Source organism: Mesorhizobium delmotii (assembly GCF_900149755.1).
Taxonomy (GTDB): domain Bacteria; phylum Pseudomonadota; class Alphaproteobacteria; order Rhizobiales; family Rhizobiaceae; genus Mesorhizobium; species Mesorhizobium delmotii.
Map to the genome: position 1 here is coordinate 1 of NZ_FUIG01000081.1, position 18,868 is coordinate 18,868.

Consider the following 18,868-nt stretch of genomic DNA (forward strand, 5'->3'; position numbering starts at 1 on the left):
TGCCGAACAGGATGCGGTCGCCGGCCTTGACGTCCAGCGGGACGAGCTTGCCGGCTTCGTCGCGGGCGCCGGAACCGACGGCGATGATCTCGCCTTCCTGCGGCTTTTCCTTCGCCGTGTCGGGAATGATGATCCCGCCGGCAGTCTTGGATTCGGATTCAACCCGGCGTACGACCACGCGGTCATGAAGCGGGCGGAACTTCGACTTTGCCATTTTTTATTCCTCGATGAGAATGGTGAGAACAGTTCCTCCGTCCGGCGGCGCCGGACAACCTATAAGCCCGGCGACGCCGGACCTACGCTTAGCACTCACCAATGGCGAGTGCTAACGTGGCGGTGAGATAAGCTGATGGCTGGCGAGAGTCAAGGCGAGAGAGAGGGTACCGCCGCGCGAAATTATTTCCATCCCGCAACGCGATTGTGGAAAATCTCAATTGCCACCTGAGATCTGGTCGAATCTTACTGACAGTTAGAACGGAAGTCAGTGTCCGAGACGCAAGCCGATCTCCCGAGTTTCAAAATCAAACAGCAGGCTGTTCTTCTCGAAATATCGGATGCCGACAATGTTGTGCTCGAGCCCAGGAACGATCTCTACCTCAGGATTGTATGTGGTCGTGAAGTTCCAATCCTCCTGGCCGTCAGTTTTTACCAAGACCTTCGTGCCGGTCTTCAATGACGTGCGAGGCTTCGAGGCGTCGGTTACGACCATAATCGTTGAGTTGCCTGTGTCGTAGAGCGTTGGCCGGCAAATGGGTTCAGATCCCCAAGAGAGACAGGAGTCGAGGGTGGGAAAATTGTATCGCCAATTGGTCTGTTTCCACCTTTGCACCCTGAAGTCTTTTTTAACATCTTTCGGCACGCCGATGTGGAGCGCCTCTACTTGCGGACAGTTGCCGTCCTCGTTCGTGCAGACCGTCCACTTGGTGCCGATCGGAGAGAGATAATAGCCCCTGTGCAGGCCGGGCCCAACGCTGACGTACGCCATCGGGGACTTGATCATCTGGTCTGGTCCGCCTCCGCCAACAGGAGAGATACCGAAATTGCCCTTGGGCCAAAGCGGGCCGCCAACGATTTCTCCGGTACTCCGATTGACTGTTTTGTAGCGGATGAGGAATGGGATCGAGGTGATGGTGGAGACCGGGGAGTCCGGCGAACCAAAAGTCACGCGAGCGTAGGCAACGTTGCCGTACTCATCGTAAGTTCCATAGTTCATGACCGCTGCTTCTGTGGTCACCATTATCCCGTCTATCTGCTGATCCTGCGTAATCTTTATTCCTGTGTCTGAACAGGTTTCGGCGGGCAGCACCGATTTGCAATCGATCGTCATTCCGCTCGATCCGGTATCGAGCAGCAACGGTTGGTTGACCGTCCGATTGCCCAACGAAAGAATTTTCACATAGAGCATGCGAATGTTCTTTGGCTTTCCTGGGTATTCCAATTTGATTAAGGGCACCTTAGTTGGAAGCCCTTCGGCGTCGACTGAGGCAGGTAAAAAGCACGACTGGACTGCAAAAATTAGCAGTAATGTCGTCAAAAAATTCTTCATTACCCCCGCCCGTGTTACTGGCCAGCGCAGTTCCAACAATCCGGAATGCGCGGACACGATGATCTTTGCGATTGGATCGCCTCACCCGATGAAGCTAAATTCAAGATCTCCGGGTCGTGCGAACGTGTCTATGCTCTTCTCCTCAGCGCCCCCTGCGAACCAAGCACCAAAGTGAGCATCCGCGCCAGCGGATAGGAGCCGCTCGCCCGACGCGCACTTCGTCGAAACTGAGCATGCCAAGTGTCGCGAAGCAATAAGTCGTTCGAAGGCTCATCCGCCGAATTGGACAATGCCCTGCTTCGAACAGATACTTGACTGAGTCAAATAAGTGGTTGATCTTGTGCGGGCAGGAGGATGCCATGACGATTCATCATCAACCCGGCAAGGAGCGGATCGATGCGGTGCGGGGCTTCAACCGCTTCTACACCCGCCAGATCGGCCTGCTCGACGAAGGACTGCTGAACAGCGCCTTCTCGCTGACTGAGGCTCGGGTGCTTTACGAACTGGCGCATCGCGATGGCCTGACCGCCACCGATCTTGCGCGCCATCTCGGTCTCGACCCCGGCTACCTCAGCCGGTTGTTGAAAAAGTTCGAGGAGCGCGGCCTGGTCGAGCGCGCCGCGACGCAAGCCGATGCGCGGCGCTCGTCGATCGCGCTGACGCCGGCGGGAAGGGCGGCCTTCGCGCCGCTGAACCAGGGTTCGCACGATCAGGTCGCGGCCTTGCTCGACCGGCTTCCCGCTCAAGAACAGGACAGGCTGGTCAACGCCATGCAGACGGTGCAGCGCCTGCTGGGCGAGAGTGCAGAGCCCAAGGTTCCCTACATGCTGCGGCCTTTGCAGGTCGGCGACATCGGCTGGATCATCCATCGCCAGGGCCTGCTCTACGCGCAGGAATATGGCTGGGACGAAACCTACGAGGCTCTGGTCGCCGAAATCCTCGGCGCCTTCGTCAAATCCTTCGATCCGAAATGGGAACGCAGCTGGATCGCCGAGCGGGAAGGGGATGTCGTCGGCTCGGTCTTTGTCGTGCGCCAGTCGGACGCGGTGGCGAAGCTGCGCCTGCTCTATGTCGAACCCTCGGCGCGCGGTTTCGGCATCGGCAGGCGGCTGGTCGAGGAATGCATCGGCTTTGCCCGTGCCAAGGGCTACAAGACGTTGACGCTGTGGACCAACGACGTGCTCACCTCAGCGCGCCGCATCTACGAGGCGGCCGGTTTCAAGCTGGCCGACGAAGAGCGCCACCACGCCTTCGGCAAGGATCTGGTCGGCCAGAACTGGAACCTGGAGCTGTAGTGCTCTTCCCTTCTCCCCCTTGTGGGAGAAGATGGATCGGCGCGCAGCGCCGAGACGGAAGAGGGGTGTTGGACGGAGTGGTGCCGCTGCCAAGCTGGAGCCCCCCTCATCCGTCGCCTTCGGCGACACCTTCTCCCACAAGGGGAGAAGGCAAGATAAGGCGGAGCCGGCTTCGACACTAATCTCCAACACAAGTTGAAAACTGGCCCTTCCTCATGCCTTGACCGGTATCCAGATTTCCAACCCGCCATTGCCGCTGCGCGGATCGAATTCGGGGCCGTAGCGCTCGAATTCGGGCGCATCGGCGACTTCGTGCCCGGAGGCCGGCAGCCATTTGTTCCAGATCGTGTTGACCGTGCGGCGGATGGTCGAGATGTGGTCACGATGGGCGAACACGGCGTATTTCTGCGCCGGCACGCGCACGCGCGAAAACTCCCTCGGCAGGTCCGAAAAATCGGACACCTCGACGCCGGCGATATAGTCGAAATTGCCTGCATCGTCGCCGTTGACGCAGACGCCATAGGCGACGTCGCCGACCTCGCCCGGAATATTGCCGATATAGGGGCCGAACCGCTGCCATTGCATCGGGATGCCGGCGCTGGTTTCGCAGCTGTAGCGTTCGCCGAGACCGGCGATGAGAAACGGCCGGCTGGTCTCAAAACGCGGCGGCTCGAGATTGGTGAGGAAGGACTGGTCCATCAGGATCGGCTCCACGAGATCGAGATTGTCGAGCGAGCCTTGCGCGCGCACCAGTTCCGGCGTGGTGCCGAACTGGTCGCGGAAGGCGCGGGTGAAGGCCTCATGCGAGGCGTAGCCGACGTCGAGCGCGACCGAGAGGATGTCGGGTGCGCCGGCGGCGAGCCTGCGAGCCGCTTCGGTCAGCCGGCGAGAACGCACGTAGCCCATCACCGAACGGCCGGTCGCCGCACCGAAAGCCCGCGTCACGTGAAAGCGCGACACGCCGCTGCTCTTGGCGACATCGTCGAGGGAGACGGATTCCGGCAAATGGCTTTCGACGAACCATAGCGCTTTCTCGGTCGGGTTCATGTCTCTCCGCGTCTCGCGATTGGCGCAGCCATGGTGCCGCTTCCTTGCAGGACCAGTTTGATCGAAATTGCGCCCGGCGCAAAATTGAAACGATGATGATCGTCAGCGCTGCCGGCGTTGAATTGAAGTTGTAGTTGATGAAGTCGGGCGTGTTGCCAAAGCGTGTCGCCTTGTCGATCGGGTTACCAATCGACGTGCTAAGTCCGCTTTCGGACCCGAAGCCGCGGCGGAAATCGCTCAGATCGTCGGCCTGATGTTCTGATTCAAACGGAAGAAATTGGTAGGATCATATTTGTTTTTTAAAGCAACCAATCTCGGGTAGTTCTCGCCATAAGCTGCCAGAACCCGGTCCGTGCCCTCTTCGCCGAGATTGTTGGCATAGACGCCGCCGGTCGAGAACGGTCTCATTGCATCCCATAGGTCACGCGCCCATCGGATGTGCATTTTGTCATCAGCCGGATTATCCCAGATCGATATCGGGAAGCAATCGTAAAGCGCATCTCTGTTGGCGTAGGGAGTTTCGCCTATTGGCACACGCGAGATTGCGCCGCCAACCTGCTGCAGGACAAGAAGCGACTCGCTGGGTGCGGTCGCGTAAGCTGAGAGCACTGTGTCGATTGCCTGGTCTGAAATTTCGCGCATGAACTGCGCCTTCCAGTAGTAGCGCCGCCCGCGCGGAAAGATGCTGTCTCCGGCCGACTGGATTTGAAGATACGGGACGGGAGCAATCCGGTCTTCAACCGGCGTGCCGTATTCTCTCAACGGTTGGACGATTTGCTCGCCCTCGCCGAGCGGGCCGATGTAACACGCCGAGATGCTGAAGAAACGTTCACCTGAGGGCGCAGTCACAAGCGCCGCGTCCAGGCTCAGCTCATCGGGAGCCTTGCTCGAAAACGTGCGGTAGAACCGCATTGCTTCGCGCGCATGTTCGTAGCGGTGCAGAACTGACCCCGCGATGAGAAGGGGACCCACGGGATGAAGCCTGTATTCGAAAGCTGTAACGATTCCGAAATTGCCGCCGCCGCCCCGAATGCCCCAGAAAAGATCCGCGTTTTCAGCCGCGTTTGCCTTGAGCAGCCGGCCGTCCGCCGTCACGATTTCGACTGCTATGAGATTGTCGCAGCTCAGTCCATGTTTGCGGCCAAGCTTGCCGAACCCACCACCGAGTGTCAGTCCGGCAATGCCGGTATCGGCGTTGACGCCCATCGTCGTCGCGAGACCATGAGCCTGCGTGGCGGTGTCGAACTCTCCCAGGTTCAAGCCAGCCTCGGCGCGCGCAACCCGGCGGACCGGGTCGACCTCGATCCGCTTCATGCGCGACACATCAATGACCACGCCGCCATCGCAAACCGAACTGCCGGCGACGTTGTGACCACCGCCGCGAACGGCGACCAGAAGGTTTTGCGATTTGGCAAAGCTGACAGCTGTGACGACGTCGCGGGATTCGGCGCAATAGATCACCGCTGCTGGTCGCTTGTCGACCATTCCGTTCCAGACTCTGCGTGCCTGGGCATAGCCAGGATCGTCCGGGAGGACCAAATCCCCGCGAATTGCCTGCCTGAGCCGCGCAATATCCGACGCCTTCAGGGCTGACCCGGTTCCGGGATCCTCCGCAAGCTTGAGCGTGCTCATCGAGGGGGTTCCCTTCGTGATCCGAGGACAGGCTGTATGCAATAATCTCATGGGCCTTCATTCGCCGCAAAGTCGAATATCTCAGTCGCTAGATGAGTTGGATTCATCTAAACTGCGTGAATGAGAAAACTTCCGCCGCTCGGATCCCTCCGCGCCTTCGAGGCTGCTGCCAGGCGCATGAGTTTCAGGGAGGCCGCGATCGAACTCGGCGTGACGCCCACGGCCATCAGCCACCAGATTCGGTTGCTCGAGGGCATCTGCGGACAACCCCTGTTTCGGCGGCGCCCACGGCCGCTTGTGCTTACGGACGTGGGCGAACGGCTGTTCCCGGTCATTCGCAACGGCTTCGACGCCTTTGCCACCGCAATTGCGTCAGCTTCGGCCGGCGTCGGCCAACGCCCGCTACGGGTGACAAGCCCGAATGCATTTGCCAGCCGGTGGCTGGTACCGCGTCTGCCAAAATGGCGGGAAGAGCACGCGAAGATTCCTCTGGAGATTATCGGAACCGACTCGGTGCTGGACCTGCGCGCCGGCAATGCCGATGTCGCGATCCGCTACGCGCGCAGGATGCCTCAGGACCTTGCCGCCCAGGAAATTTTTCGGGACACGTTCTTTCCGGTGTGCAGCCCTGATTTGCTCGCCAAGGGCACCCGACAGATCGAGCGGGCCGCCGATGTGCTGCAATATCCGCTCATCCATTTTGATTGGATGAACCGTGATCGCGAAGCGCCTACCTGGTCGCGATGGCTGGCGGCGGCACGCTCTGTCGATCCTGGCATCCCGGATACCAACAAAGCGTGGGACCTAAGCTTTCGCGAAGAATTGCATGCGATCGACGCGGTCGTGGCAGGCCAGGGTATCGCTATCTGCAGCGACGTGGTCGTCAGCCGCGAACTCAAAAGTGGAGCGCTGGTCAAGGCACACGATCTCTCTCTGCCAGGCTACGGCTTCTATCTCGTCTACGTCCCTAACCACCCCTTGCAGCCGCACATCGAGGCCTTTTCTGCCTGGATGGGATCGTTGGTGTAGAATTAGCTCAAGCATGATTATCAGGTTCGATGGGTGGTCCGGTGTCGGTGCAAGGCAGAAGCCGATGGGAACGCGGCTTCCTTCATTGCCATTCAGCAATCGCTAACCATGACCGCATTGCATAACTGCCATGCAGCTTTGCCGGCTTCTGGCATAATGCCGCGTCTTGAATAGTAAGCACGCTTATAATATATGCAGCTCATGGTTTCCGACGGCATCGACAGATTGGGCTTTTTGATCCACGACGTGCAGCGCCTGATGCGCAAGCGCTTCGAGGCGAGGGCCGGCGGGCTCGGCCTTTCCTCGGCGCAATGGCGGCTTATGGTCCGCGTCGCCAAGGAAGAAGGCATCACCCAAGCGCGGCTCGCCGAACTTCTCGAGATCGAGCCGATCAGCGTGTCGCGCCTGGTCGACCGCATGGAGGAGAGCGGCTGGATCGAGCGCCGTTCCGACGCCGCCGACCGCCGCGTTCGCATGATCTTCCCGACCGCCAAGGCGAGCGAGGCCTACGCCGAGATCAAGAGCCTCGCCGGCGAAGTCTATGAAGAATCGCTGACCGGCGTGTCGCCGCAAGATCGCCGCATCCTGATCAAGGCACTGGAGGCGATGGCCAGGAACCTGGCGGACGGCGAGACGGCGTCCTCCGAAAAAGTCGAGAGTGCAGAAGGCGCAGCAGCATGAACGCGGTAGCCAAGGTAGATGAGAATGCGACCAAGCTGGAGATGGAAGCTCCCGTGCAGCCGGCGGCAGCCCCGGTTACGGACGCTCCGCAGGTAGAACCGGCGGCGGTGGCGCCGAAGAAGAAGCGCCGTGCCGGCCGCTTCCTTTTGATGTTTGCGCTCCCCGTGGCACTGATCGCTGGCGGCAGCTACGTCTGGGTGACCGGCGGCCGTTACCAGGAGACCGAGAATGCCAATCTGCAGCAGGCCAAGGTCTCGATCGCCGCCGATACGGCAGGTCGCATCGTTCAGGTCGACATTTTCGACAATCAGTCCGTCAAGCAGGGCGACGTGTTGTTCGCCATCGATTCCGAGCCCTACCGGATCGCACTGGCCCAGGCCGATGCGACGGTGGCCGGCGCGCGCCTCAATGTCGAGCAGTTGCGTGCGGCCTACAGCCAGGCGGTAGCGCAGGAGAAGTCCGACGCCAGCCAGGTCGACTACGCGCAGTCGCAATACGACCGGGCCGCCGACCTTGCCCGCAAGGGCATCAACGCCGAGTCGTCGCTGGACGAGGCCAGGAACGATCTCGACAAGGCCAAGCAGCAAATGGCGGTGGCTCAGCAGGGCATCCTCAGCGCCAAGGCGGCACTCGGCGGCAATCCCGATATCGAGACCGACAAGCATCCGACCGTGATGGCGGCGCTCGCCGCGCGCGACAAGGCTGCCTACGATTTGGCGCAGACCACGGTCACGGCGCCGGCCGACGGCATCATTAGCCAGGCTGCCTCGTTCAAGGTCGGCCAATATGTCGGCTCCGGTACGCCGCTGTTTTCGCTGGTCGAGACCGGCGATACCTGGATCGATGCCAATTTCAAGGAAACCCAGCTCACCCATATGAAGCCCGGCCAGAAGGCTGAAATTGTCGTCGACACCTATCCGGGCAAGACGTTCGAAGCCACGGTCGAGGCGATCGGCGCCGGCACCGGAGCCGAGTTCTCGCTGTTGCCAGCCCAGAACGCCACCGGCAACTGGGTCAAGGTCACCCAGCGCATTCCGGTGCGCCTGCAGCTGGCCGATGCCGACGCCAAGATGGTGCTGCGCACCGGCATGAGCGCGACCGTCACGGTGGACACCGGCGTTTCCCGCGGGCTTCCGAGCATATTCGGCCACGCCACGGCGGGTGAGGCGCAATAGAGCAATTCCAGGAAAAGTGTGAAACGGTTTTCCGTCCGGAATTGCGCAAAAACAAAGAGATAGAGCGGTTCGGCGTTTCCGTGAAACGATGAACCGCTCTAGACCACCTCGTTCCATTGGATGATGAGGTCTGAGACGCAACAAGTAGAATGCAGGCCGCGCAGGGAGAGGAATGCAGCTGACAGGATTGGTTCGATCGGGGATGCGGTGAGGGTTGGGGTTCGGACCAGGCTGCGTCGCAGCCAGATCGAAGCCTGGACAACCCGACGCAGGCCCCTTCGGTCCTCAGGTTTCCGGGCGGCAGGCGCCCGTCATCGAGACGCTCGGTCGATGTAACCCCCACATCGATTTCGCGTCCCACCGCGATGAGGGTCTCTCCACACGGAAGGCCTCGCCGCCCGGAAGCTACTTTGTGCGTCCAAATGGACGCACGTCGCTCTGGTTACACGTTTTTCTTACCTGCCGGAAGTTCCACATCATGAGCACGCCAGAATCCTTTCGCGAAGTGCCGCATCGCGGCCTGATCACCGTGGCACTCATGCTGGCGACGATCATGCAGGCGCTCGACACCACGATCGCCAACGTCGCGCTGCCGACCATGACCGGCGACCTCGGCGCCTCCCCCGACAACATCAACTGGGTGCTGACCTCCTACATCGTTGCCGCGGCGATCATGACGCCGGTGACCGGCTGGCTGGCCGACCGCTTCGGCCGCAAGGAGCTGTTCCTGACGGCGGTGGTCGGTTTTACCATCTTTTCCATGCTGTGCGGTCTGGCATGGAGCCTTGAGACCATGGTGCTGTTCCGCCTCATGCAAGGCGTGTTCGGCGCGGCGATCGTGCCGCTGTCGCAGACCTTCCTGCTCGACATCAATCCGAGGGAACGCCACGGCCAGGCGATGGCTATCTGGGGCGCCGGCATCATGCTGGGACCGATCCTTGGCCCGACTCTGGGTGGCTGGTTGACCGAAAATTTCAGCTGGCGCTGGGTGTTCTTCATCAACCTGCCGGTCGGCATCATCGCCTTCCTCGGCATGGCCGCCTACTTGCCGGCCGTTGCAAGGCGGATACGCAGCTTCGATTTCTTCGGCTTCGCCATGCTCTCGCTTGGTGTCGGCGCGCTTCAGCTGATGCTTGATCGCGGCGGCGAGGTCGACTGGTTTTCCTCGGTCGAGATATGGATCGAACTCGGTCTGTCCATCACCGGCTTCTGGGTGTTCCTCATTCACACCTTGACGGCGGAGCAGCCCTTCATCGACCCGAAGATATTCCTCGACCGCAATTTTGTCACCGGACTGGCGTTCATCTTTGTCATGGGCGTGCTCATTCTGGCGAGCATGGCGCTGCTGCCGCCAATGCTGTCGACCATCTTCGGCTATCCGACCCTCACCATCGGCATTGTCTTAGGACCACGCGGCGTCGGCACGATGATTGCCATGCTCGTCGTCGGCCGCATCATGCACAAGGTCGATGCCCGAATCCTCGTCGTCATCGGCTTCCTGCTGACCGCGCAATCGCTCTACACCATGTCTAGCTTTTCACCGCAGATGGACAACTGGCTCATCCTCAGCTCCGGGGTCATCCAGGGCCTTGGAATGGGAATGGTGTTCGTGCCGCTGTCGACCGTGGCCTTCGCCACGCTGGACGCACGCTTCCGCACCGATGCCACGGCGTTGTTCAGCCTGGTGCGCAATCTTGGCTCGTCGATCGGCGTATCGGTGGTGACGGTTCTGCTGGTACGCAACACGCAGGTCAATCATGCCGAGCTCTCGGCCTACATCAATCCGTTCAATCCCAACCTCTGGGCGGCGTCACCGGCAGCGGCGGGCGGCGATCCGACGGCGCTTTCCCAAGTGGACGGCATGGTCAATATCCAAGCGATGATGATCTCTTACGTTAATGACTTCAAGCTGCTGATGATGATGACGCTGATTGCCATCCCGTTCGTGTTTCTGCTGCGCAAGCCAAAGGCCGGTCCGACCGCCGGCGGGGCGCCTGCCGCGCATATGGATTGATGAGTAGGGATCGGTCGACGTGCCGGTCACCCTTCTATTTGCCGAGAACAAGGCTCCAGTAGCGCAGCGAGCTGTCGCGGCCGTCCCGCACATAGGCCAGGCCAAAGCGGGTGAAGCGCGGGTCGAGCATGTTGCGGCGGTGGCCGGCCGAGTGCATCCAGATGTCGAACAGCTTCTGCTGATCGAAACGGCCCTCGGCGATGTTTTCGGCGGCAGCACCGGCAATACCGTTGCCCTTGACGCGCGAGGCAAATCCCTTGCCCCAGCCGGTGGAGTGGGTCATGCGGCCGCCGCGCGCCATATAGCCGGACTGCTGCAGGGCTGCCTGTTCGAGCTGAGGGTCGGGGACAAGCGATTCGAGACCGGCTGAGGCGCGGATGCCCGCCAGTGTGCCGACGGCGGAGGCGGAGACCCCGGCGCCTTCGCCGGTGGGCAGCACAGTGGCGCAAGCGGCAAGCCCGGCCAGCGCGGCAAGGCCGGCAGCTCTAAGCAGCATTCGCCTGTTAAAGTTTGATCGGGCATCGGAATTTTCGATTTTGGCAACGGTCATGCCCGCCTGAGATAGCGGTGATGATGGCTTTTGCCGGGCAGGTGCTCAAGAATCTCGCTCGCTGCGCCCCTAGCCGTCCGCGAGCCCCGCTGATTGCACGCTACGGCGCGATATTCTCCAAGATAGTCACCCAACCACCGCCGATGGCCGCATTGCTCTCGACAAGAGCATTCCTGCCGCAGACCGCCTATCTGGCAGACACTTGGCTGATCCCGGTATCGATCCAGGCACGCGTCTGTTCCAGAACTTCATCCGAAAGCGCGGGATCGTCGATGGCCCGGGCGAGGATCACTGCCCCCACCATCGCTGCCCAGCATCCGATCGCCGCGCGGCGTCTGTCTGCCGGGGCCAACTCCGGGAGCGCCTTGCCGATACGGTCGATTTGCGAGCGAAGGCCTTCGGTCATGGCCGAGCGTGCGGCCGGGGTCTGATGGCGGATGGCCGCGGCAAGGCCTGCTGTCGGGCAACCACCGGCGGCGTTGTCGCGATGCCGGGGCGCAAGATAGGCATCCATGTAAGCGCGAAGATCGCCGCCTCCGCCTGAGTCCGCGGCGAGGACATGGGCAAGGGTCTGCGCGATCAGGTCGTCCTTTGAGCTGAAATGGCCATAGAAGCCGCCATGGGTGAGCCCGGCGGCTTTCATCACCTCCGCCACGCTGACCGCGTCAAAACCCTTGTCGCGAAACAGCCGGCTGGCAACATCCAGAATTCGGCGACGGTTCTCCGCCATCTGTTCTCGACTGACCTTCATTTCAAAATTCTCCGCCGGCGCCGTTGACATTTACATGATGGTTATCATATTTAGGCACAATCATGATGATCGTCATGAATATAGGTTCCATCAGAGAAAAGAGCAATGCCATGACCACCATTCCGTCAGTCCTCATAACCGGCGCCTCCACCGGCATCGGAGCCGCCTATGCCGAGCGCTTCGCGCGCCGCGGGCACGACCTCGTGCTGGTTGCCCGTGACATGGCACGAATGGAGACCCTGGCGGCCCGTCTGCGTCAGGAAAACGGCGTGGCGATCGACATCATCCAGGCTGATCTTACGCAGCCTGCCGAGCTTGCAGCGGTAGAGACGAGGCTGCGCGATGACGCCCGCATCGGGATCCTCGTCAACAATGCCGGAACGGCCATCGGCGGAAGCTTTATCGAGCAGAGCACCGATGACGTCGCGCGGCTGGTGGCGCTCAACACGACCGCGCTTCTGCGGCTTGCCAGCGCCATCGCCCCACGTCTTGCGGCGGCCAGCGAAGGGGCAATCGTCAACATCGGCTCCGTGGTCGGCCTGGCGCCGGAGTTCGGCATGACGGTCTACGGCGCAACCAAAGCCTTCGTGCTGTTTCTGTCGCAGGGACTCAGCCTCGAGCTCGCGCCGAAGGGTGTCTACGTCCAGGCCGTGCTTCCCGCCACGACGCGAACGGAGATCTGGGGACATGTCGGCGCCGACGTCAACACGCTTTCCAACGTGATGGAGGTGGGCGATCTGGTTGATGCGGCGCTGGTCGGCTTCGACCGCCGCGAACCGGTGACCATCCCGCCGCTACCCGATGCCGGGCAGTGGGACGCGCTTCAGGCCGCACGCCAGGCCATGCTTCCGAACTATCGGAACGAACATCCCGCCGAGCGGTACCGCACGGTCGCCTGAGCACCAACGAAGCCGTTTCGATAAACGACCCGCCGCGGCGGGGACAAACAAAGGTGACCCATGACGAGCACAACGCTGTTTGAGCCCTATACTCTCGGCTCGCTGACCCTCTCCAATCGTATCGTGATGGCGCCGCTGACGCGCAATCGCGCTGGCCCGGGCTTCGTTCCAGGCGACCTCGCCGTGGAGTACTACGGCCAGCGCGCGTCGGCCGGCCTGCTGATTTCCGAGGCCACGCAGATCTCGCAGCAGGGACAGGGTTACCAGGACACGCCCGGCATCTACTCCCAGCCGCAGATCGACGGCTGGCGCAAGGTCACGACCGCCGTGCACGCCAAGGGCGGGCGGATATTCCTGCAGCTCTGGCATGTCGGCCGCGTCTCGCACGTCGACCTGCAGGAGAACGGCGCCGCCCCCGTCGCGCCCTCGGCGATCCGGGCCGCGACCAAGACCTTCGTCAGCAACGGCTTTGTCGACGTTTCGAAGCCCCGCGCGCTCGAGCTCGACGAGCTTCCGGGGATCGTCAACGATTTCAGGCAAGCGGCCGCGAACGCCATCGAGGCCGGCTTTGATGGCGTCGAGATTCACGGAGCCAACGGCTATCTGCTGGACCAGTTCGCCAAGGACAGCGCTAATGTCCGCACCGATGCTTATGGCGGATCGGTCGAGAACCGCGCCCGGCTGATGCTGGAGGTTGCGACTGCGGTGGTCGAGGAGATCGGCGCTGAGCGCACCGGCATCCGGATTTCGCCCATTTCGCCCGCCAACGGTGTCTCGAGCGGCGCCCCCCAGGCGCAGTTCGACTACATCGTCGACCAACTCGACGCCTTGGGCATCGTCTACATCCATGTCGTCGAGGGCGCCACGGGCGGACCGCGCGATGTCGCGCCCTTCGACTTCGGATCGCTCCGCCGGCGCTTCAACAACACCTATATCGCCAACAACGGCTATGACCTCGAACTCGCGGCGTCGCAGCTCGCCGACGGCAAGGCGGACCTGTTCGCCTTCGGACGCCCATTCATCGCCAATCCCGACTTTGTGGAACGGCTGAAGACGCGCGCGCCGCTGGCGGAGTTCAACCCGGCGACGCTCTATGGCGGCGGCTCCGCCGGCTATACCGACTATCCCGCGATCACCGCCTCAAGCCACCCATGAGCCATCGGAGGGCCGCGCCTGCGAGGCAGCCATCCCACATCGGCAGCAGCGCCTCGTACTCTCGGAGATCATCGCCATGCGTATACTGAAACAATCGGCCGTTTTCGCGCTCACCGTGGTGGCGTCACTCTCCTCGGCAGCGTGGGCGGACAATGCCTCGCCAGTTGGCTTGTGGAGGAACATTGACGACGTCAGCGGCAAGCCAAGGGCGTTGATCCGCATCACGGAATCGAACGGCACTTTGCAGGGCAAGATCGAAAAAGTCTTCCTTGCCCCGAACGAAAGCCCGACCTGTACGAAGTGCGACGGCGCCTTGAAGAATGCACCCGTCATCGGCCTGGTGATCCTATCCGGCCTGAAGAAGGACGGCGCCGAATATACAGGCGGCCGGATCCTCGATCCCGACAGCGGTAAGGTCTACAGCAGCAAAATCCAACCGACGAAAGGCGGCAACAAGCTCAACGTGCGCGACTACATTGGTGTCTCAATGCTGGGTCGCTCGCAGATTTGGGTGCGTCAGGAATAAGCTGCCTGGCATCGACAGGAAATCTGTCGATGCAGAGACAATCATCTGGGAAGGAAAACCTGTTCAAGCCGCTGTCATGCGGCCGCCACGCGCCATATAGCCGGCCTGCTGCATGGCTGCATGTTCGAGCCGGGGATCAGGGAGAAGCGGTCCAGACCGGCTGAGGCGCGAGCTGACGTTTGGAGCGGTGTGAGATGAGCGCCGCCGGGCCATGAAATTGATCTCCACGCACTGATCAGAGCGCAATTTAGTCTCGCCCCATCAGCGTTTTGATCAGCGTCTCGGCGAGCCAGCTTTCATATTCGTCCGAAGACCAACCCCGCTCCAACACGAGCATGCGATAGACGTCGCGGCCAGTATACATCCACAAGATGTCGCGCACCCGGGCCAAGCCGAGTTGGCGCGCCACAGTGACGGATGCAACGAGAAGCTTGGCACGCGCTTCCTGGAGCTTGAAGCGGACGGTCTCCAACTCCGTCTCGATCGCCTTCAGCTCGGGAGACAGGGCTGAGACGCCGCGCATAAGGCCGATCTCCTCGCGTTCCGCATCAAGGATGACCCGAGAGATCGAGGCAGTAATACGCAGAATCTCCTCGGCGTCTCTCGCGTTCTCGGCCTGCCTGGCTATTTCCGCATAGCGCGGGCCGAAGAAGGAACGCTCGACCACGGCCCTTAGAATGCCGGTCTTCGACTGGAACAGGGCATAGACGGTCGATGCCGAAACACCGGCGGCTGATGAGATGTCATTGATCGTGACCTTTTCCACTCCGCGCGCAGTAAAGAGCTCTTTCGCCACATCGAGAATGCGTTGGCGCGTGCCGGAAGCGCGCTCCGACCGCAGCCGTACGTCGTAGCGCCTGCGGGTCTTTGAATTGTCATTCATATTGGATATAGTAAGCTATACCCAATATAACCGCCAGATCATTGAATCAGTAGGCTGGAAGGAGGAGCAGCATGATCGAGTTTGTGCCGATAAACCTCTGGGGGATTGGAACTGCGGTCCTGGCGGCCTGGGTTGTCGCTGGGCTTTGGTATTCGCCGCTGCTCTTCATCCGACCGTGGGCCGAGATGTCGGGCGTCGACGGCGCGAAATTCGCCGCCGGCCTGCGGCGGGCGATTGCGGTCGACCTTGCCTCGTTTGCGGTCATGGCGTTTATCCTCGATCAGGTACTTCACGCCTGGGGCGCGCTGACGATCGTCTCGACTGTCCTCTGCACTTTCCTGCTCTGGCTCGGCTTCGTCGCTGTCACGCTGTTGCATTCGGTGACCTATGAGCACCGGCCTCTGCGCTTTTATGCGATCAATGCCGGCTATCGCTTGGTCAGCATGGTGGCAATGGGCGTGATCCTGACCGTGTTGCGGTAACAAAGGTGCCTCACCCGGCAGGACGCGGAGCGCCGCAAAGCTTGCCGCCGTCACTCGGCGGCCGCTCGAATGTCCGCTCGTTGAATATTCACAGCCCGAATCTGCCGGTCTGCACCACATGACCCGCACTCGACTGGCCGTCTCCGGCGCGCATCCGGTATCCGGCCCGGACGGCAGATCCAACCCAAGGCGGTTGTCCAGCCTCGGGCAAGCGTCGGATTTTCCCCACTGTTTATTCCGCCGCCACGAGCCTTGTTTCCGCCGTCGATGAGACCCCGCCGGCCCGATCGTCCTCGGTATCTTGCCACCAGTCGCCCAGGGCGTCGATGAGCGGCACAAGCTTGAGACCCGCTGCCGTGAGATCATAGTCCACGCGTAGCGGATAGCCGGCATACGCCGTTCGACGCACGATCCCGGCTTCCTCCAGCTTGCGCAGTTCCAGCGCCAGAATGCGGTGCGACACGGTCGGGTTATCACGCCTCAGGTCGCTGAAGCGCTTGGTCCCGTCCTTGAGATAGTAGAGCAGCAAGGTAGGCCAGCGACCGCTGAGCACACGCATGGTCTCTTCGATCGGGCAGCTTGAGACGACATCTTTCATGGCGGGTCCCTGGTTACAGAATAGTGCGTAATTTACATGGGACGACCAGCGTTTAGGGTCAAGCTTCGCTGCGCAGCGTGATCCCTAAACATGGAAGAGACAAAGAAATGGAACCTATCCTCCTTTACGGCGTCCCGGCGGGAAGTTCGATGGGGCTTGTCGCTGCTTTTGAACGCGTCGGACAGCCCTACCGCCTGTGTCGCGTCGACATGCTCACCGAAATGAAGAACGACGCCTATGCCCGCATCAACGGCCGTCAGGAAACGCCGGTGTTGATCACGGACGAAGGCAGAGTGCTCACCGAGACCATGGCGATTGGCGCCTGGCTCGAAGCCCGCGACACGCAACGTCGCATCAGCTTCGATCCTCGCTCGCCGGAAGCTGACCGGGTGCATCAGCTGATGGCTTTCGTGAACACTGGTTTCACCGCCGCTTTCACCCCGCTCTGGGCTGCATATGAAATGGAATCGGCCGAGCCGGTCCTGCTGGCGACCTTGCGCGACTTCGGCCGCAAGGCCGTTACTGAGCGCCATGACCGGCTTGAGGCGATGATCGTCAACACCGCCTTTCTGGTCGGCGATCGACTGACGCTTGCCGACACCACGCTGATTGGCGTGGCGCGCTGGGCGGAATTCCACCAGGCGGTCGACGGGGCGGCTTACCCCAAACTGGCCGCCTTGCGCCGCCGGATCGAAAGCGATCCGGACGTGCGATATGCGCAGGCCATCGAGGACGGCGAAAAGCCGGCGGGTTCGGGCGCCTGCCTTGGCCATATTCCGCTGGCCGGGGTCCTTGAACGATTTGGTGCCTAGCCTCTTTTCAGCCGCGCGGCACGAACACGCCCTATGCCGCGCGGCGTTCGCTTCAACACCACCCGATTCGCGACAAGCACATCAAATTCGGCTATCATGCCATCGCTCTTGAAGTGGCAGCTACGGGCGGCCATCCTGGCGGTGGCCGCCCCCGGATACGGGAGAATGGTTATGGCCAGCTTTCATGTCATGTCGGACGCGCGTGGGATGCACGTGCAGCCCAGGGTGCGGCGCATCACCACGGCGGATCTGATGGATGTGCTGCGGCTCGGCGTCGAGGATTTCTGGGCAAAGCCATCGCATTACGTGTTCCTATGCCTGATCTATCCGGTGGTCGGATTGATCTTGGCGCAATGGACATCCGGCGCCAACGCCATCCAGCTCATCTATCCCTTGATGTCCGGCTTCGCCCTGCTTGGACCGTTCGCCGCGATTGGTCTCTACGAGATCAGCCGCCGCCGCGAACTCGGCATGGACACGTCCTGGTGGCACGCGCTCGACGTGCGCCACTCGCCGGCGCTGCCGGCGATCGCGGTCATCGGCGCTATGCTGGTGGCACTGTTCCTGCTCTGGCTGTACACCGCGCAATCGATTTACACCGGCCTGTTCGGCAATCAGCCGCCGGCCTCGATCGGCGGCTTTGTGCGCGAGGTGCTGACAACGCCCAAAGGCTGGACGCTGATCCTGCTCGGCAATGCGGCCGGTTTCGTCTTCGCCGCGATCGTGCTGGCGACCACAGTCGTCGCTTTCCCACTGCTGCTCGACCGCGATGTCGGCGCGGTCTCGGCAATCGAGACATCGGCAAGGGCGGTGATGACAAACCCGCTGCAGATGGCGCTGTGGGGCCTGATCGTCGCGGTGCTGCTGGTCATCGGCTCGATCCCGGTGTTTGCCGGGCTCGCCGTCGTCATGCCGGTGCTTGGCCATGCCACGTGGCATCTCTATCGCAGGGTGGTCGAACCGGAGCGGGCGCAGCAGGACCGGCGGCCGATGTAGGCTAGCGCGGCGGTGCCGCCGCCTTATCTTTTTGTTTGAGCATCGGATTTTCCCAAAACCGTACCCACTTTTGGGTCCGATGCTCTGGTTAACGCTGCGCGTCGGTCGCCATCTTTAGGGCCAGTGCGGTCAGCACCGTGCCCATCATCCAGCGCTGGATCACCAGCCATAGCGGCCGGCCGGCAAGGAAGACGGCGATCGAGCCGGCCGTAACCGCGATGATCGCGTTGACGGTGAGGCTGATCGCGATCTGCGTGGTGCCGAGCACCAGAAGCTGCGACAGCACGTGACCCTTGCCGGGGCTGATGAACTGCGGCAGCAGCGACAGATAAAGCACCGCCACCTTCGGGTTGAGCAGATTGGTCATCAGGCCCATGGCGAACAATTTGCGCGGCCCGTCCTTCGGCAGTTCCCGGACCCGGAACGGCGAGCGTCCGCCTGGCCTCACTGCTTGCCAGGCAAGCCACAAAAGGTAGAGCGCGCCGGCAAAGCGCAGCGCATCATAGGCGTAAGGCACGGCAAGCAGCAGCGCGGTGATGCCGAATGCCGCCGACAACACGTAGAAGACAAAGCCGAGCGCCACGCCACCGAGCGAGATCAGGCCGGCCTTCGGTCCCTGTGACAGCGACCGCGAGATCAAATAGATCATGTTCGGGCCAGGCGTCAGCACCATGCCGAAGCAGACCAGCGCGAAGGCGAGATGGTTGGTGGCTTCGGGCACAGGTGCATCTCCGGATGGCGGTGGGGACACTCACCATGTCCGTTCGACCGCCGCAAGGGCAAGGTGGCGATAGCCT

At 61.6% G+C, this 18,868-nt stretch carries 20 protein-coding genes; 11 read left to right on the top strand and 9 right to left on the bottom strand.

Annotated features, from left to right (window positions below):
- Together BQ8482_RS33940 and BQ8482_RS33945 are read right to left on the bottom strand one after the other, a co-directional pair.
- Window positions 1–214, bottom strand: a 214-nt coding sequence (locus BQ8482_RS33940; protein ID WP_133254887.1) for a co-chaperone GroES, incomplete at its 3' end; no start/stop codon positions are given.
- Between the two features lie 267 nt (window positions 215–481).
- Window positions 482–1,546: a hypothetical protein gene (locus BQ8482_RS33945; RefSeq protein ID WP_123151541.1), complete on the bottom strand. Its 1,065-nt coding sequence runs from the start codon at window positions 1,544–1,546 to the stop codon at window positions 482–484.
- Window positions 1,547–1,905: 359 nt separating this feature from the next.
- On the opposite strand from BQ8482_RS33945, the gene BQ8482_RS33950 reads away from it, so the two are divergent.
- Complete coding sequence (locus BQ8482_RS33950) at window positions 1,906–2,841, top strand: bifunctional helix-turn-helix transcriptional regulator/GNAT family N-acetyltransferase (RefSeq protein WP_123151542.1); 936 nt, start codon at window positions 1,906–1,908, stop codon at window positions 2,839–2,841.
- Between the two features lie 213 nt (window positions 2,842–3,054).
- Here the strand turns inward: BQ8482_RS33950 and BQ8482_RS33955 are convergent, their stop codons facing one another.
- Together BQ8482_RS33955 and BQ8482_RS33960 are read right to left on the bottom strand one after the other, a co-directional pair.
- Window positions 3,055–3,888 carry an AraC family transcriptional regulator gene (locus BQ8482_RS33955; protein ID WP_123151543.1) on the bottom strand — a complete coding sequence of 278 codons (834 nt, stop codon included), beginning with the start codon at window positions 3,886–3,888 and terminating at the stop codon, window positions 3,055–3,057.
- A gap of 237 nt (window positions 3,889–4,125) precedes the next feature.
- On the bottom strand, window positions 4,126–5,571 hold the full coding sequence (locus BQ8482_RS33960; protein WP_342211008.1) for an FAD-binding oxidoreductase: 1,446 nt from the start codon (window positions 5,569–5,571) through the stop codon (window positions 4,126–4,128).
- Between the two features lie 69 nt (window positions 5,572–5,640).
- Between BQ8482_RS33960 and BQ8482_RS33965 the strand changes: the two genes are divergently transcribed.
- The 4 genes from BQ8482_RS33965 to BQ8482_RS33980 all read left to right on the top strand — a co-directional run bounded on the left by BQ8482_RS33965 (window position 5,641) and on the right by BQ8482_RS33980 (window position 10,419).
- The gene (locus BQ8482_RS33965) at window positions 5,641–6,549 is read left to right on the top strand and encodes a LysR substrate-binding domain-containing protein (RefSeq protein WP_123151545.1); all 909 of its coding nucleotides are present in this window, start codon (window positions 5,641–5,643) and stop codon (window positions 6,547–6,549) included.
- Window positions 6,550–6,750: 201 nt separating this feature from the next.
- Complete coding sequence (locus BQ8482_RS33970) at window positions 6,751–7,230, top strand: MarR family winged helix-turn-helix transcriptional regulator (RefSeq protein WP_123151607.1); 480 nt, start codon at window positions 6,751–6,753, stop codon at window positions 7,228–7,230.
- A complete protein-coding gene (locus BQ8482_RS33975) occupies window positions 7,227–8,405 on the top strand; it encodes an HlyD family secretion protein (RefSeq protein WP_123151546.1) in 1,179 nt (392 codons plus the stop codon). Before BQ8482_RS33970 ends, BQ8482_RS33975 begins: the two co-directional genes overlap by 4 nt.
- A 478-nt stretch (window positions 8,406–8,883) precedes the next feature.
- On the top strand, window positions 8,884–10,419 hold the full coding sequence (locus tag BQ8482_RS33980; protein WP_123151547.1) for a DHA2 family efflux MFS transporter permease subunit: 1,536 nt from the start codon (window positions 8,884–8,886) through the stop codon (window positions 10,417–10,419).
- Between the two features lie 34 nt (window positions 10,420–10,453).
- Here the strand turns inward: BQ8482_RS33980 and BQ8482_RS33985 are convergent, their stop codons facing one another.
- Both BQ8482_RS33985 and BQ8482_RS33990 read right to left on the bottom strand, forming a co-directional pair.
- Entirely contained in the window at window positions 10,454–10,969 is a 516-nt protein-coding gene (locus BQ8482_RS33985) for a CAP domain-containing protein (RefSeq protein ID WP_123151548.1), read from the bottom strand.
- Between the two features lie 187 nt (window positions 10,970–11,156).
- Window positions 11,157–11,720, bottom strand: coding sequence for a TetR/AcrR family transcriptional regulator (locus BQ8482_RS33990; protein WP_123151609.1), 564 nt, complete (start codon window positions 11,718–11,720; stop codon window positions 11,157–11,159).
- A gap of 110 nt (window positions 11,721–11,830) precedes the next feature.
- Here BQ8482_RS33990 and BQ8482_RS33995 point away from each other — a divergent pair, with 110 nt between their 5' ends.
- From BQ8482_RS33995 to BQ8482_RS34005, 3 genes are all read left to right on the top strand, one after another.
- Window positions 11,831–12,619, top strand: coding sequence for an SDR family NAD(P)-dependent oxidoreductase (locus tag BQ8482_RS33995; RefSeq protein ID WP_123151608.1), 789 nt, complete (start codon window positions 11,831–11,833; stop codon window positions 12,617–12,619).
- Window positions 12,620–12,679: 60 nt separating this feature from the next.
- Window positions 12,680–13,774: an alkene reductase gene (locus BQ8482_RS34000; RefSeq protein ID WP_123151549.1), complete on the top strand. Its 1,095-nt coding sequence runs from the start codon at window positions 12,680–12,682 to the stop codon at window positions 13,772–13,774.
- 76 nt (window positions 13,775–13,850) lie between these two features.
- Window positions 13,851–14,300, top strand: coding sequence for a DUF2147 domain-containing protein (locus tag BQ8482_RS34005; RefSeq protein WP_123151550.1), 450 nt, complete (start codon window positions 13,851–13,853; stop codon window positions 14,298–14,300).
- A 247-nt stretch (window positions 14,301–14,547) separates the two neighbouring features.
- Here the strand turns inward: BQ8482_RS34005 and BQ8482_RS34010 are convergent, their stop codons facing one another.
- A complete protein-coding gene (locus BQ8482_RS34010) occupies window positions 14,548–15,183 on the bottom strand; it encodes a TetR/AcrR family transcriptional regulator (RefSeq protein WP_123151551.1) in 636 nt (211 codons plus the stop codon).
- Between the two features lie 71 nt (window positions 15,184–15,254).
- Here BQ8482_RS34010 and BQ8482_RS34015 point away from each other — a divergent pair, with 71 nt between their 5' ends.
- Window positions 15,255–15,665 (top strand): DUF1761 domain-containing protein, encoded by a 411-nt coding sequence (locus BQ8482_RS34015; protein ID WP_123151552.1) that lies wholly within the window; start codon window positions 15,255–15,257, stop codon window positions 15,663–15,665.
- A gap of 232 nt (window positions 15,666–15,897) precedes the next feature.
- Here the strand turns inward: BQ8482_RS34015 and BQ8482_RS34020 are convergent, their stop codons facing one another.
- A complete protein-coding gene (locus tag BQ8482_RS34020; RefSeq protein WP_123151553.1) occupies window positions 15,898–16,263 on the bottom strand; it encodes a winged helix-turn-helix transcriptional regulator in 366 nt (121 codons plus the stop codon).
- Window positions 16,264–16,370: 107 nt separating this feature from the next.
- Here BQ8482_RS34020 and BQ8482_RS34025 point away from each other — a divergent pair, with 107 nt between their 5' ends.
- On the top strand, window positions 16,371–17,075 hold the full coding sequence (locus tag BQ8482_RS34025) for a glutathione S-transferase family protein (RefSeq protein WP_123151554.1): 705 nt from the start codon (window positions 16,371–16,373) through the stop codon (window positions 17,073–17,075).
- 171 nt (window positions 17,076–17,246) lie between these two features.
- On the top strand, window positions 17,247–18,071 hold the full coding sequence (locus BQ8482_RS34030) for a DUF2189 domain-containing protein (RefSeq protein ID WP_123151610.1): 825 nt from the start codon (window positions 17,247–17,249) through the stop codon (window positions 18,069–18,071).
- 88 nt (window positions 18,072–18,159) lie between these two features.
- Here the strand turns inward: BQ8482_RS34030 and BQ8482_RS34035 are convergent, their stop codons facing one another.
- Window positions 18,160–18,792 carry a LysE family translocator gene (locus BQ8482_RS34035; protein ID WP_123151555.1) on the bottom strand — a complete coding sequence of 211 codons (633 nt, stop codon included), beginning with the start codon at window positions 18,790–18,792 and terminating at the stop codon, window positions 18,160–18,162.
- Window positions 18,793–18,868: the final 76 nt, after the last annotated feature.